The organism is Pseudoalteromonas sp. GCY (assembly GCF_016695175.1).
Lineage (GTDB): Bacteria > Pseudomonadota > Gammaproteobacteria > Enterobacterales > Alteromonadaceae > Pseudoalteromonas.
Genome location: NZ_CP068023.1, coordinates 1,502,405 through 1,516,316, shown reverse-complemented (window position 1 = coordinate 1,516,316; position 13,912 = coordinate 1,502,405). Strand labels below are relative to the sequence as shown.

9 protein-coding genes are annotated in these 13,912 nt (G+C 43.9%); 4 read left to right on the top strand and 5 right to left on the bottom strand.

Translation table 11 applies throughout. The features are described from left to right. Positions 1–28: 28 nt before the first annotated feature. The 4 genes from JJQ94_RS11840 to JJQ94_RS11825 all read right to left on the bottom strand — a co-directional run bounded on the left by JJQ94_RS11840 (position 29) and on the right by JJQ94_RS11825 (position 7,392). Positions 29–424, bottom strand: coding sequence for a DUF1801 domain-containing protein (locus tag JJQ94_RS11840; RefSeq protein WP_099031357.1), 396 nt, complete (start codon positions 422–424; stop codon positions 29–31). A gap of 127 nt (positions 425–551) precedes the next feature. Continuing rightward, complete coding sequence (locus tag JJQ94_RS11835; RefSeq protein WP_010375412.1) at positions 552–1,967, bottom strand: FAD-dependent oxidoreductase; 1,416 nt, start codon at positions 1,965–1,967, stop codon at positions 552–554. A gap of 9 nt (positions 1,968–1,976) precedes the next feature. Continuing rightward, positions 1,977–6,434: a glutamate synthase large subunit gene (gene gltB / locus JJQ94_RS11830; RefSeq protein ID WP_099031358.1), complete on the bottom strand. Its 4,458-nt coding sequence runs from the start codon at positions 6,432–6,434 to the stop codon at positions 1,977–1,979. 613 nt (positions 6,435–7,047) lie between these two features. Then, complete coding sequence (locus tag JJQ94_RS11825; RefSeq protein ID WP_010375406.1) at positions 7,048–7,392, bottom strand: Grx4 family monothiol glutaredoxin; 345 nt, start codon at positions 7,390–7,392, stop codon at positions 7,048–7,050. Positions 7,393–7,777: 385 nt separating this feature from the next. Here JJQ94_RS11825 and JJQ94_RS11820 point away from each other — a divergent pair, with 385 nt between their 5' ends. The 4 genes from JJQ94_RS11820 (at position 7,778) to JJQ94_RS11805 (ending at position 13,300) form a co-directional block, all read left to right on the top strand. Next, positions 7,778–8,359, top strand: coding sequence for a Fe-Mn family superoxide dismutase (locus JJQ94_RS11820; RefSeq protein ID WP_088532266.1), 582 nt, complete (start codon positions 7,778–7,780; stop codon positions 8,357–8,359). A 185-nt stretch (positions 8,360–8,544) separates the two neighbouring features. Continuing rightward, positions 8,545–10,467 (top strand): PrkA family serine protein kinase, encoded by a 1,923-nt coding sequence (locus JJQ94_RS11815; RefSeq protein ID WP_099031359.1) that lies wholly within the window; start codon positions 8,545–8,547, stop codon positions 10,465–10,467. A gap of 25 nt (positions 10,468–10,492) precedes the next feature. Next, positions 10,493–11,776 (top strand): YeaH/YhbH family protein, encoded by a 1,284-nt coding sequence (locus tag JJQ94_RS11810; RefSeq protein WP_099031360.1) that lies wholly within the window; start codon positions 10,493–10,495, stop codon positions 11,774–11,776. Between the two features lie 18 nt (positions 11,777–11,794). Next, on the top strand, positions 11,795–13,300 hold the full coding sequence (locus JJQ94_RS11805; RefSeq protein ID WP_099031361.1) for a SpoVR family protein: 1,506 nt from the start codon (positions 11,795–11,797) through the stop codon (positions 13,298–13,300). A 173-nt stretch (positions 13,301–13,473) separates the two neighbouring features. On the opposite strand, the gene JJQ94_RS11800 is transcribed toward JJQ94_RS11805, so the two are convergent. Beyond that, complete coding sequence (locus tag JJQ94_RS11800) at positions 13,474–13,833, bottom strand: DUF4870 domain-containing protein (RefSeq protein ID WP_039492452.1); 360 nt, start codon at positions 13,831–13,833, stop codon at positions 13,474–13,476. Between the last annotated feature and the right edge of the window lie 79 nt (positions 13,834–13,912).

Sequence of the window (13,912 nt, the reverse complement as noted above, 5' to 3'; positions counted from 1 at the left end):
CTGTTATCAAGCTGATTGCACCTGTTGATTAACGCGCAGCGTTATACCGAATCGCTGCGCGGATCAGTGTACAGAAATGGGCTTCATTGATGGTGTCCTGCTGTTTAATATCAATCGCCCTTCGAGTATTACCAGCAAACCCTGTATTGAATAACTGGTGTTCATCTTCAAACTTTGCGCCATATGCAAAGGTAAGTTTGACCTTATCTTTGTAAACTTCGCCCGTGCAGATCATGCCAGCTTTTGACCAGACGGGCACACCTGTGGGGTTGCTTGGCTTACGCCATTTGATATCTTCCTCTACATCTTTATCAACACTTAAGATCAGACTTCTGATCTGCTGCAATACCACTGCACGCCAATCGTTTACACTCGCTATCTTTGCAGTGACCGCATCAGCGCCTGAGTTTATCGTTTCATTCATGATCTTTCCTTAATACTATTGATAAATATATGTTGAGTGAAACTAAGTTAGCGGCTAACTAAGCAAAATTCAAATAAAAAACCCCAGCTACAACGAATGTAGTTGGGGTTTGTGAACGACAAAAGCATTAAACTTCTAAATAGTCCAAAATGCCTTCAGCGGCGTTGCGGCCTTCAAAAATCGCCGTCACCACTAAATCAGAACCTCGTACGGCGTCACCACCTGCAAAGATTTTTGGATTACTTGTTTGATGTGTAAATGCGCCTTTTTCTGGTGCAACAATGCCGCCCCAGTGATTTATTGCAACATCATATTGTGCTAACCAGTCAAGGTTGTGCGGCTTAAAGCCAAATGCCATGATCACCGCGTCAGCTTCTAGTGTATGCTCAGAGCCCTCCACGGTTTCAGCACTACGGCGACCATTTTTGTCAGGTTCACCTAATTGTGTTTTCACCATTTTAACGCCCGTGACTTTGCCTGAGCTGTCGACTTCAATACCAACTGGCTGCAAATTGAATCTAAATTCAACCCCTTCTTCTTTGGCATTTTTAACTTCTCGAACTGAGCCGGGCATGTTTTCTTCATCACGACGATAAGCACAGATCACGGATTGCGCATTTTGTCTAACTGACGTTCTAACACAGTCCATCGCTGTGTCCCCACCGCCTAGTACCACCACGCGCTTACCTGCCATGTTCACATAGCTATGCTGGCTTTCGTCATAACCCATGACTCGGTTGGTGTTACCAATCAAAAATGGTAGCGCATCATAAACACCGTCGGCATCTTCATTTTCAAGATTGCCTTTCATGCTTTGGTACGTCCCCACACCTAAGAATACGGCGTCGTATTGCGACAATAATTCGTCCATTGAAACGTCACGACCAACCTCGGTATTGAGTTTAAACTCAACGCCCATTTCAGTGAAAATCTCGCGACGGTTTTCCATTACCGATTTTTCTAATTTGAATGACGGGATCCCAAAGGTCAGCAAACCGCCAATCTCAGGGTTACGATCATACACCACAGGGCGCACGCCGTTTCGCACTAGAATATCTGCACAGCCAAGTCCTGCCGGACCCGCACCTATGATTGCGACTTTCTTATCAGTCCAAGTTACGTAAGAAAGATCGGGCTTCCAGCCCTGTGCAAAAGCCGTATCGGTAATATACTTTTCAATATTTCCTATGGTCACTGCACCAAACTCTTCGTTCAGCGTACACGATCCCTCACAAAGCCTATCTTGCGGACATACTCGACCACACACTTCAGGCAAACTATTGGTACGGTGAGACAGCTCCGCTGCCTCAATGATTCTGCCCGTACGAATAAGCTTGAGCCATTGCGGAATATAGTTGTGAACTGGACACTTCCATTCACAATACGGGTTACCACAATCTAAACAACGATCGGACTGCGAATGAACTTGCTGCTCAGAAAATGGCTCATAAATTTCAACAAAAGATTGCTTACGCGTAGAAATAGGCTTTTTGCGCGGATCTACACGTTGTACATCGATAAATTGGTAAACGTTCTCGCTCATTGCTCTCTCCTACTGCGCCTGAATTCTTAGCTCTGCGCTACTACGCGCTCGATGGCCAAGTAAACTGTTTAAATCACTCGACTTTGGCTTTACCAATTTAAACATTGGCAAATACAACTCAAAGTTAGCTAAGATTTGCTCAGCTCGAGTTGAGCTCGTTAAATCTAGATGCTCTGCAATTAAACCGCGTAAATGTTCTTGGTGCGATGCAAGCGCTTTGAGGTCTACCAGCTCGACCAACTCAGGGTTGATCCGCTTATCAAAATCACTTTCTTCATCAAGTACATAGGCAAAACCACCGGTCATGCCTGCGCCAAAGTTAACGCCAACTTGACCAAGCACACACACCACGCCTCCCGTCATGTATTCGCAGCCATTATCACCAAGCCCTTCAACAACCGCTTGTACACCCGAGTTACGCACAGCAAAGCGCTCCCCAGCTCGACCTGCTGCAAACAACTTGCCGCCGGTCGCGCCATATAAACAGGTGTTACCAATGATAGCCGCCTGATGAGAGGCAAAGCTTGAGCCGACAGGAGGACGCACCACTAGTCTTCCACCAGCCATTCCTTTACCAACGTAGTCGTTAGCATCACCCACTAATGTCATGTCAAGGCCGCCTGCGTTCCATACACCAAACGACTGCCCAGCAGTACCATGTAACTCAAGTGCGATTGGATCTGCTGCCATACCTTGGTTACCATGCTTGCTCGCGATATAACCAGACAACATTGCACCGATAGAGCGATCCGTATTGGAAATACGACTCACCAACGAGATACCGGTCATTTCGTCGATTGCCGTCTTCGCTTTCGCAAGTAAACTTTCATTCAACGCACCACTGTAATGTGATGGATTAGTATGCGTGCAATACAGCGCTTCATTTGACGGATTGTTCGGCTTCGCTAAAAGCGGACTTAAGTCGAGCTTTTTCTGCTTCGCGGTATTACCTTCTATGGCTTCAAGTAAATCCGTTCTGCCAATTAAATCGGTGAGTTTTGTGACTCCCAAAGCAGCCATCAGTTCGCGGGCCTCTTGCGCAATAAACTTAAAGTAGTTCATCGCCATTTCTGGCAATCCGTGATAATGCTTTTGACGCAGCGTATCATCTTGCGTCGCAACACCGGTTGCACAGTTATTAAGGTGACAGATCCGCAGGTATTTACAGCCAAGCGCAACCATAGGGCCAGTGCCAAAACCAAAGCTCTCGGCACCCAAAATTGCAGCTTTAATGATATCTAATCCGGTCTTTAAGCCGCCATCTGTTTGCAACCTAATGCGGTGGCGTAGACCATTTTCGACCAACGCCTGTTGCGTTTCAGCAAGGCCAAGCTCCCATGGGCTACCTGCATACTTTACCGATGTCAGCGGACTCGCCCCGGTACCACCGTCATAACCGGCAATGGTAATGAGATCGGCATACGCTTTAGCAACACCAGTCGCAATTGTGCCAACACCTGGCTCTGAAACCAGTTTGACCGAGATCATCGCTTCGGGGTTAACCTGTTTGAGGTCAAAAATAAGCTGAGCTAAGTCTTCAATCGAGTAAATATCGTGATGCGGCGGCGGCGAAATCAAAGTAACACCAGGAACCGAATAGCGTAGCTTCGCGATATAAGGGGTGACTTTTTCACCCGGCAGCTGACCACCCTCGCCCGGTTTTGCCCCTTGCGCAACTTTGATTTGAATAACGTCAGCTGAACGTAAATAGTGTGGCGTCACACCAAATCGGCCAGAAGCAACTTGCTTAATACGCGAATTCTTTTCTGTACCAAAACGTAGCTTATCCTCACCACCCTCACCTGAATTAGAGCAACCGCCGAGGCGATTCATTGCAATCGCTAACGCCTCGTGTGCCTCTGGTGATAAAGCCCCGATACTCATCGCTGCCGAATCAAAACGTTTGTATAGCTCAATCGCAGGCTCAACATCGTTGATGTCGATTGCTTGTTGCGCCGTATTAAGCTTAAGCATGTCTCGCAGATTCGTAATTGGGCGGTTATTTACCAGCTCCGCGTATTTAACGTAGTCTTGATAGTTACCCGAACGAACTGCGGTCTGCAAAGTTTGCACGACATCTGGGTTATACGCATGGTATTCACCACCATGCACATACTTTAATAATCCACCGTGTGATAGTAGTTTACGCTTGCTAAATGCCAACTTATTGAGCTGTTGTTGTTCCAATGAAAAGTCGTCAAAACACGCACCTTTAATACGGTTTGCAACTCCTTTGAAGCACAATTCAACCACCTCATCGGATAAACCGACTGCTTCAAACAACATCGAACAGCGATAGGAAGCAATGGTGCTGATCCCCATCTTCGACATGATCTTGTATAAACCTTTGTTAATCGCGCCGCGGTAAGACAAAGTCACCTCGCGGTAAGACTTTTTAATGATCTTCTTATCACACATCGCAACAAGGGTTTCGTAGGCTAGATAAGGATAAACCGCTGTTGCGCCAAAACCAAGCAGAACGGCAAACTGGTGTGGATCTCTAACACTACCTGTTTCAACTAAAATATTGGCATCGCAACGCAGATTGTCGTCAACCAGTCGTCTTTGCACTGCACCCACAGCCATCGCCGCTGGGATCACCTGTTTGCCTGCAGCGATTTCTCGGTCACTGAGCACTAACATCACGCATCCAGAACCTGCTTTTGCAACGGCTTCATCACAAATGCGCTTGATTGCATCTTGCAATGACTCTTCAGAACCGTAAATCAATGAAATTTTACACGCACAGTAATGGTCATCATCTGCGTTCAATAGCTGTTGCATGTCAGAATAAGTCAGTACCGGCGAGGCAAACTGCAACCGTTTAGCATGACCTGTGGTTTCGTTGAAAACGTTTTGCTCGCGACCAATACAAGTCGCCAGTGACATTACATGATTTTCCCGTAACGGATCGATAGGCGGGTTCGTTACCTGAGCAAACTTCTGGCGGAAGTAGTCAAATATCGAACGGTGTCCTTCGGATAGCACTGCAAATGGCGTATCATCACCCATTGAGCCAGTTGCTTCTTGGCCGTTTTCTCCCATCACGCGGATAACTTGGTCGAGCTCTTCGTTGGTATAACCAAACTGTTTCTGATAGGTCAGCAAGGTTTCATCATCAAGATCGCGCTTGCCAGCTGCTTTCTCATCTAATGCTTCAAATGGCGTTAAACGCTTAACGTTTTGCTCAAGCCAAGTTTTGTATGGGTGTCTGGATTTCAAATCTTGATCGATTTCATCGGACTGCCAAATCTTGCCATGTAAGGTATCAACCACCAGTAATTCACCTGGACCCACGCGACCTTTTTCGATAACTTCATCTGGCGCGTAATCCCAAATGCCCACTTCTGAGGCAAGCGTAATAAAGCCGTCTTGCGTGATCACATAACGGGCAGGACGAAGACCGTTACGGTCCAAATTACAGGCAGCAAAGCGCCCATCAGACATCACGATGCCAGCAGGTCCATCCCACGGTTCCATATGCATGGAGTTAAAGTCATAGAATGCGCGTAAGTCTTCATCCATGGCACGATTTTTTTGCCATGCAGGTGGCACTAACATACGCATAGCGCGGAATAAGTCCATGCCACCGGCTAAAAATAGCTCTAGCATGTTATCTAAACTAGACGAGTCAGAACCTGTTTCATTGACAAACGGTGCCGCATTTTGCAAATCTGGTAACAACGGTGACGCGAACTTGTAAGCACGCGCTCTCGCCCACTGACGGTTACCTTCAATAGTATTGATTTCACCATTGTGAGCTAAATACCGGAATGGCTGCGCCAACGGCCATCGAGGCTGTGTATTGGTTGAAAAGCGCTGATGGAATACACAAATCGCACTGGTCATCCGCATATCAGCAAGATCAGTATAAAAATTCGGTAGATCCGCCGGCATCATTAAGCCTTTGTAGATAGTCACTAAACCGGACAAACTACAAATATAAAACTGCTTATCTTGCTCTAAACGCTTTTCGATGCGTCGTCTTGCTATATATAGACGACGCTCTAAATCTTTAGGACGCCACCCTTCTGGGGCACCGACAAAAACCTGTTTAAACTGCGGTAATTGTGCTTTAGCGATAGGACCCAACATCGATGGATCGGTGGGTACTTCACGCCAACCTATGAGCGTCAGTGTTTCTTTTTCTAATTCTTCACTGATCACTTTTTCAGCCGCAGCTGCAAGCTCATGGTTCTGATTTAAAAATATCATACCTACCGCATAGTTTTTGCCCACATGCCAATCGTTTTCAGCTGCGACGGCACGGAAAAAACTATCCGGTTTTTGTAATAACAGTCCGCAACCATCACCGGTTTTGCCATCTGCAGAAATACCACCTCGGTGCTGCATGCGGTCCAAACCTGTGATTGCTGTACGGATCAGTTTGTGACTTGGCTGACCGCTCACATGCGCAATCAAGCCAAATCCACAGTTATCTTTTTCTAATTTTGAGTCGTATAACATAGACTCCTCCCCTTGCTACAACGGCCAGCCCATGACGGTACGACGAAATGCTGGCAGATATTCAAAATTAGCCTTGATTGAAAGTAGAGTCAACACAAATATGAATACATATTCACAAACTTGAATATTTCTCATTGGTAAGACAAGTTAGCCAAAATCGTAATAAATTTGCCACTTTGAAAATAGTGAATATAAATTTGTAAAATGACACCGGTATCACACCAATAAAAATGCAACAAGACACAACCAAGGACAAACGTTTACGTAAACGTAAATTAGAATAAAAGTGAATAATTATTCACTTTAGAATTTTGTAAAACTCAATATCAGAGCACGTTCTATTACACTGTTTATATAGGTATGCAAAACAGAGAGCGTGTTTAGCTTGACGCTAACGTCAACTTGAGTTGATAAAAATAAGCGAGTAGCTCTGAGTTAGATAAACGCAAATAGCGTTAATGAAAGTGTAGATACCCTAAATTCAATGAACCTGCTGGTTTTCAACCAAACATCAGACAAAAAGACTTGCTAAGAAAAGTAGGTAGGAAGATATTAGAAGATTTTTTAGAAAATAAAGCATGGCAGAGTATCTACTCTGCCATAAGCGGTTAGCTTATTCCGCTGCTGCTTCGTCTTTCTTATATTTAGCAGCTGTTTCAGCAATAAGAGGTTGAAGCTCACCCTTTTGGAACATCTCAATGATGATGTCACAACCACCGATTAACTCACCCTCTACCCAAAGCTGTGGGAAAGTTGGCCAGTTCGCATAATGCGGTAGTTCAGCACGAATGTCTGGATTTAATAAAATGTCAACATAAGCAAACTGCTCACCACACGCCATCAAAGCCTGAGACGCTTGCGAAGAGAAACCACAGTTAGGTAGTTTTGGCGACCCTTTCATATATAGAATGATTGGGTTTTCTTCGATCTGCTGTTTAATCTTGTCAATAGTTTCCATTAGTTACCTCAAAATGACGTTTCGTCCAATGCCTATCAATATTTAGTTTAGCATCGGCGTTTTAGCTTGCTACTCACTTTAACAACACCTGTTGCATTCATTATGCCTAGCTTTTAGCAGTGTTAGAATCTTGGGAGACGTGGCTAAAATTTAGCATGACGCCTTTCTGATGTTCTACACTTTGACTGCTATTCGGCATATGTTCACAAAGAATGTGTATTATAAGTCATTAAGTCACTGGCACGCATTGCTGTTTGCCAAAACTTGAGTAAAATAGTCAGGAATTATAGTATCACTATATAGGCCAATGGTATAGAAAAGTGGGCTGATGTTAGCTACCTTTCGTATGCGTTATTGGCAAATCAACCAAAAAATGGAGATTAATATGGCATTTGAACTACCGTCACTACCTTATGCACTAAATGCTCTTGAGCCGCACATCTCTCAAGAGACGCTAGAATTCCACCACGGTAAGCACCACAACACATACGTTGTAAAGCTTAACGGTCTTATCGAAGGTACTGACTTTGAAGGTAAATCACTAGAAGAGATCGTATGTAGCTCAGAAGGTGGTGTTTTCAACAATGCTGCTCAAATCTGGAACCACACTTTCTACTGGCACAGCCTTGCGCCAAATGCAGGTGGCGAACCAACAGGTAAAGTTGCTGAACTAATTAATGCAAAATGGGGCTCATTCGCAGCATTCCAAGAAGCTTTCAACGACAAAGCAGTTAACAACTTTGGTTCAAGCTGGACTTGGTTAGTACAACTAGCTGACGGCTCTCTAGATATCGTTAACACTTCAAATGCAGCGACTCCGCTGACTGAAGAAGGTGTTACCCCTATCATCACAGTTGACCTGTGGGAACACGCTTACTACATTGATTATCGTAATGTTCGTCCTGATTACCTTAAAGGTTTCTGGGCACTTGTTAACTGGGATTTCGCAAACAGCAATCTAGCTTAACATCAACTATCAGTATTGATGCAACAATGGGGCGCAAAAGCGCCCTTTTTTATGCCTGTAACTCAACATTAATACATAAAAAATCTAGTTTTTTTTGGGTATTCTTCATATCGCGACTAAGCTTTAAGTAACCTTTCCAAATCTGTGATCCGCAAACCACACCGAGTAGCTTATTGGAGGTCGTTATGACAATATTTGAACATTATCAGGCCAGATATGAAGCCGCGCAAGAAGAAGAGTACACCATCGCGGAATTTCTTGAAATTTGTAAGAATGACAAATCAGCCTATGCCAGCGCACCTGAGCGACTTCTGATGGCTATAGGCGAACCAGAAATGATCGATACGTCGAAAGATGCCAGACTTAGTCGGCTATTTTCGAATAGAGTAATAGCTCGATACCCTGCCTTCAATGAGTTTTACGGTATGGAGGATGCCATTGAACAAATCGTATCGTATCTCAAACATGCCGCACAGGGGCTTGAAGAGTGCAAACAAGTACTCTATTTACTCGGCCCGGTAGGTGGTGGTAAATCGTCTATCGCAGAAAAGCTCAAGTATTTGATGCAAAAGGTGCCGGTTTATTCTTTAAAAGGCTCACCCGTTAATGACCACCCGCTTTGCTTATTTAGCCCTCAAGAAGATGCTGATCTACTTGAAAAAGAGTACGGCATTCCTGGGCGCTATATTAAAACGATAATGTCTCCATGGGCGACCAAACGTTTACATGAGTACAATGGGGATATTACGCAGTTTAAGGTCGTAAAACGCTACCCTTCCATTCTTGATCAAATTGCTATTGCTAAAACAGAGCCTGGGGATGAGAACAACCAAGATATCTCAGCGCTGGTGGGCAAAGTCGATATTCGTAAACTGGAGCATTTCGCTCAAAATGACCCTGATGCCTATGCGTATTCTGGGGCCCTATGTCTTGCGAACCAAGGTTTGATGGAGTTTGTCGAGATGTTTAAAGCACCCATTAAGGTGCTACACCCGCTGCTAACTGCAACCCAAGAAGGCAACTACAATGGTACGGAGGGTATTTCCGCCCTACCATTTAGCGGGCTAATACTTGCTCACTCTAACGAGTCTGAATGGCAAACTTTTAAGAACAATAAAAACAACGAGGCATTTTTAGACCGTGTTTACATCGTTAAAGTGCCCTATTGTTTACGCGTGTCTGAAGAGGTCAAAATTTACGAGAAGCTTATTGAAAATAGTGAGCTCAGGGAAGCCCCCTGTGCGCCTGGCACTTTAGAAACTTTAGCGAAGTTTTCAGCACTGTCTCGGATTAAAGAGCCAGAGAACTCCAGTATCTATTCAAAAATGCGGGTGTACGATGGTGAAAGCTTAAAAGACACAGATCCAAAAGCTAAGTCCTATCAAGAATACAGAGATTATGCTGGCGTGGACGAAGGCATGAACGGCCTTTCAACTCGCTTTGCCTTTAAGATCCTCTCTCGTGTGTTTAACTTTGACCATAGTGAAGTCGCAGCAAACCCTGTTCATTTGTTCTATGTACTTGAGCAGCAAATTGAGCGCGAACAATTTAACGCTGAAGTACAAGAGCGTTACCTAAGCCATCTAAAAGGGTATCTAATCCCACAATATGTCGAATTTATTGGTAAAGAGCTACAAACAGCTTACCTTGAGTCTTACTCTGAGTACGGCCAAAATATTTTCGACCGCTATGTTACCTATGCAGACTTTTGGATCCAAGATCAGGAATATCGTGACCCAGATACTGGTCAACTGTTTGATAGAGCCGCGCTTAACGGCGAGCTGGAAAAGATTGAAAAGCCAGCCGGTATTTCCAATCCAAAAGATTTCCGTAACGAGATAGTCAACTTTGTTTTAAGAGCAAGAGCCCATCACAATGGTGACAATCCAGTTTGGACCAGCTATGAAAAACTAAGAACGGTTATCGAGAAGAAAATGTTCTCTAATACCGAAGACTTACTCCCTGTAATTTCATTTAATGCAAAAACCTCAGCTGACGATCAGAAGAAGCACGAGGACTTTGTCAATCGTATGGTTGATAAAGGCTATACCCAAAAACAAGTTCGCCTACTTTCAGAATGGTATTTAAGAGTTAGAAAGTCACAGTAACTTGTTAGTATGAAGAGGGTGTTATATGGCGCATTTTATTGACCGCCGTCTTAACGGCAAAAATAAGAGCACTCTGAACCGCCAACGTTTTATCCGCCGCTACAAAAAGCAGATAAAGAAAGCGGTTTCAGAGGCCATCAACAAACGTAGTGTAACTGATATCTCCAGTGGAGAAAGTATTTCTATCCCACAACGAGATATCAGCGAGCCCACTTTCCATCAGGGTAAAGGGGGTGACAGAGAGCTCATTCACCCAGGTAACGATCAATTTTCAACGGGCGATCGGATCCAGCGCCCTCCTTCTGGGCAAGGTGGTGGGTCAGGTGATGGCGAGGCGAGCAACCAAGGCGAAGGACAAGACGACTTTGTATTCTCTATCTCAAAAGACGAATACTTAGACCTATTGTTTGAAGACTTGGAGTTACCCAACTTACAACAAAGCCAGTTAGATAAATTAATGCAAATGAAAACGCATCGAGCTGGCTTTTGTAATGATGGTATGCCTACTAACCTAGATATTGTACGCAGTTTAAAAGGCTCAATGGCACGCCGTATTGCGATGACCTCGAGTAAACGCCGGGAGTTAAGGGAGTTGGAGGAAGAACTGGCGAGTATGCTTTCTGAACCTGTTCCTCCTCAACAGAAAATCAATGATATAGAACTGCGGATCCAAGTGCTAAAAGAGCAAATAGCCGCGGTGCCTTTCATCGACAATTACGACTTACGCTTTCGTAATTACGAAAGGCGTCCACACCCCACAAGCAAAGCGGTCATGTTTTGCTTGATGGATGTGTCTGGCTCAATGGATCAAGCCACAAAAGACATGGCAAAACGTTTTTATATTTTGCTCTATCAGTTCTTAACCCGCACTTATAAAGATATTGAGGTAGTCTATATCCGCCACCATACCCAAGCAAAAGAAGTAGACGAGCAAGAGTTTTTCTACTCGCAAGAGACGGGTGGCACAATTGTCTCAAGTGCACTGAAATTAATGGATGAAATCATTCAAGAGCGTTATGCCCAAGGCGATTGGAATATTTACGCCGCACAAGCCTCTGACGGCGATAACTGGGCAGATGATTCTCCACAATGCACCCAGATACTCTCTAACAAACTACTTAAAATTGTCCGCTACTATGCGTATATAGAGATAACGACCCGTGCACACCAAAGTCTGTGGCGGGAGTATCAAGGAGTAGCCAACTCATTTGACAACTTTGCTATGCAGCACATTCGAGGTGTAGAAGATATTTATCCTATCTTTAGAGAATTGTTCAAGAAGAACAAAAATAAGCAAAGTGCGGCATAATTTTTGGGAGGTTGCGCGATGACATATCAGCCAATTGACGATGGTCCAGATTGGACCTTTGATTTACTTGATACTTATCATCAGGAAATTGCTCGTGTAGCTGAGCATTACAGACTTGACACTTACCCAAATCAAATTGAGGTGATCACAGCTGAGCAGATGATGGATGCCTACTCAAGTGTGGGCATGCCAATTGGTTATGCACATTGGTCGTACGGTAAAAAGTTTATCCAGACTGAGCAAACCTACAAACGTGGTCAAATGGGCCTTGCCTATGAGATTGTGATTAACTCTAATCCTTGTATTGCCTATTTAATGGAAGAAAATACCATGCCTATGCAGGCGCTGGTGATGGCGCATGCGTGCTATGGTCATAACTCTTTCTTCAAGGGTAACTATCTATTCAAAACCTGGACAGACGCATCATCTATTATTGATTACTTGGTATTCGCTAAAAATTATGTCGCCAAATGTGAAGAAAAGTACGGTATTGATGAGGTAGAAAACCTGATTGACTCTTGTCATGCGTTAATGAATTACGGGGTTGATCGATATAAAAGGCCGCAACGGATCTCTATGTTTGAGGAACAAAAGCGCCAAAAAGAACGGGAAGATTATTTGCAGTCCCAAGTTAATGAATTATGGCGAACCATTCCTAAAGGTGAAGATGAAGAAACCGACAACCGTGCCCGTTTCCCATCAGAACCTCAGGAAAACATACTGTATTTTATCGAGAAAAACGCGCCATTGTTGGAGTCTTGGCAACGCGAGATTATTCGTATTGTGCGTAAAGTATCTCAGTACTTCTACCCGCAAAGACAAACTCAAGTCATGAATGAAGGCTGGGCAACATTTTGGCACTACACTATTTTGAATCACTTATATGACGAGGGAAAACTAAGCGACTCCTTTATGTTGGAGTTTTTACAAAGCCATACTAATGTTGTGTATCAACCACCATACAATAGTAAATTTTATTCGGGGATAAACCCCTATGCGCTCGGCTTTAATATGATGGTCGATATTCGCCGTATATGCGAAAACCCGACAGAAGAAGACAAACAGTGGTTCCCGGAATTTGCGGGGAGCAACTGGCTAGATACACTGCATTTTGCGATGCAAAATTTTAAAGACGAGAGCTTTATCAGCCAATTTTTATCTCCAAAGCTCATGCGCGATTTTAAACTTTTCACGATTGTCGATAAGCAGAAATCTCCGCATTTGGAAGTTGGCCCTATTCACGACGAAATGGGTTATCAACAACTTCGCAGTGCCCTTTCAGCGCAGTACAACCTGAGTAACCATGAGCCTAATATTCAAGTTTATGACGTCGATGTACGGGGAGATCGTTCACTTACGCTAAGGTATGTACCGCAAGGCGGTATCCCACTTGCCGCTTCAAAGCAAGAAGTGATAAAGCACCTCTATCGCTTATGGGGATTTAAAGTGAAACTTGAACAAGTAGATGAAAATGGCAATATCGAGCAGATAGCTCAATGCCCTGAAGAAGAAAGTGACTCGTAACCCTATTGATTTGAATTAGGAGCAGGCAAACAGGTTGGATTACTGTGTTTGCCGTGGCTCCTTTCTAATGCTTAGACTCTTAGCTTCAGCTACTCTACAGTGAGGTGTGTTATTAAACTCTAGACTGCACGTAAACACTTCCAACTGCAGAGCTTCGCTATTCAAAGTGCCGGTTACTTAAAAAAATTGAAGCTAAGTGGATAAATCCATACTTCCCCATTATTGGCTTTCATCGCGGCAATGATAGCAAATATAATATTAAGAATAGCTAACACAACGAACCCTAAAATACCAACCGCGACAAAAACTAAAATACCGCAAATTATGGAATAGATGATTAAGCTAATTAACCAGTTAATAGTGGCTTTTCCGTGTTGGTCGATTGTTTCGCTTTTATCCTTATTGGTTGCCCACATAACTACTGGTAATACAAGCCCTAGCCCCGGAGCAACAAAGCTCGCCAGTTGACTCAAATGTAATAACATACAGTATGTATTTAGCGGCATCCCCCAGTATTCATCATTATCGTTCATTTTTTCATTCCCTTTTATTGTTGTAAGTGATTACGCATTTCAAGCAGGTGTTTCATATTGACTGAAGTCTATAGAGGTA

What these genes read in the sequence shown, in the direction of transcription:
- JJQ94_RS11840 (WP_099031357.1), bottom strand. Translation starts at nt 424, where the DNA reads ATGAATGAAACGATAAACTCAGGCGCTGATGCGGTCACTGCAAAGATA.
- JJQ94_RS11835 (WP_010375412.1), bottom strand. Translation starts at nt 1,967, where the DNA reads ATGAGCGAGAACGTTTACCAATTTATCGATGTACAACGTGTAGATCCG.
- gltB (WP_099031358.1), bottom strand. Translation starts at nt 6,434, where the DNA reads ATGTTATACGACTCAAAATTAGAAAAAGATAACTGTGGATTTGGCTTG.
- JJQ94_RS11825 (WP_010375406.1), bottom strand. Translation starts at nt 7,392, where the DNA reads ATGGAAACTATTGACAAGATTAAACAGCAGATCGAAGAAAACCCAATC.
- JJQ94_RS11820 (WP_088532266.1), top strand. Translation starts at nt 7,778, where the DNA reads ATGGCATTTGAACTACCGTCACTACCTTATGCACTAAATGCTCTTGAG.
- JJQ94_RS11815 (WP_099031359.1), top strand. Translation starts at nt 8,545, where the DNA reads ATGACAATATTTGAACATTATCAGGCCAGATATGAAGCCGCGCAAGAA.
- JJQ94_RS11810 (WP_099031360.1), top strand. Translation starts at nt 10,493, where the DNA reads ATGGCGCATTTTATTGACCGCCGTCTTAACGGCAAAAATAAGAGCACT.
- JJQ94_RS11805 (WP_099031361.1), top strand. Translation starts at nt 11,795, where the DNA reads ATGACATATCAGCCAATTGACGATGGTCCAGATTGGACCTTTGATTTA.
- JJQ94_RS11800 (WP_039492452.1), bottom strand. Translation starts at nt 13,833, where the DNA reads ATGAACGATAATGATGAATACTGGGGGATGCCGCTAAATACATACTGT.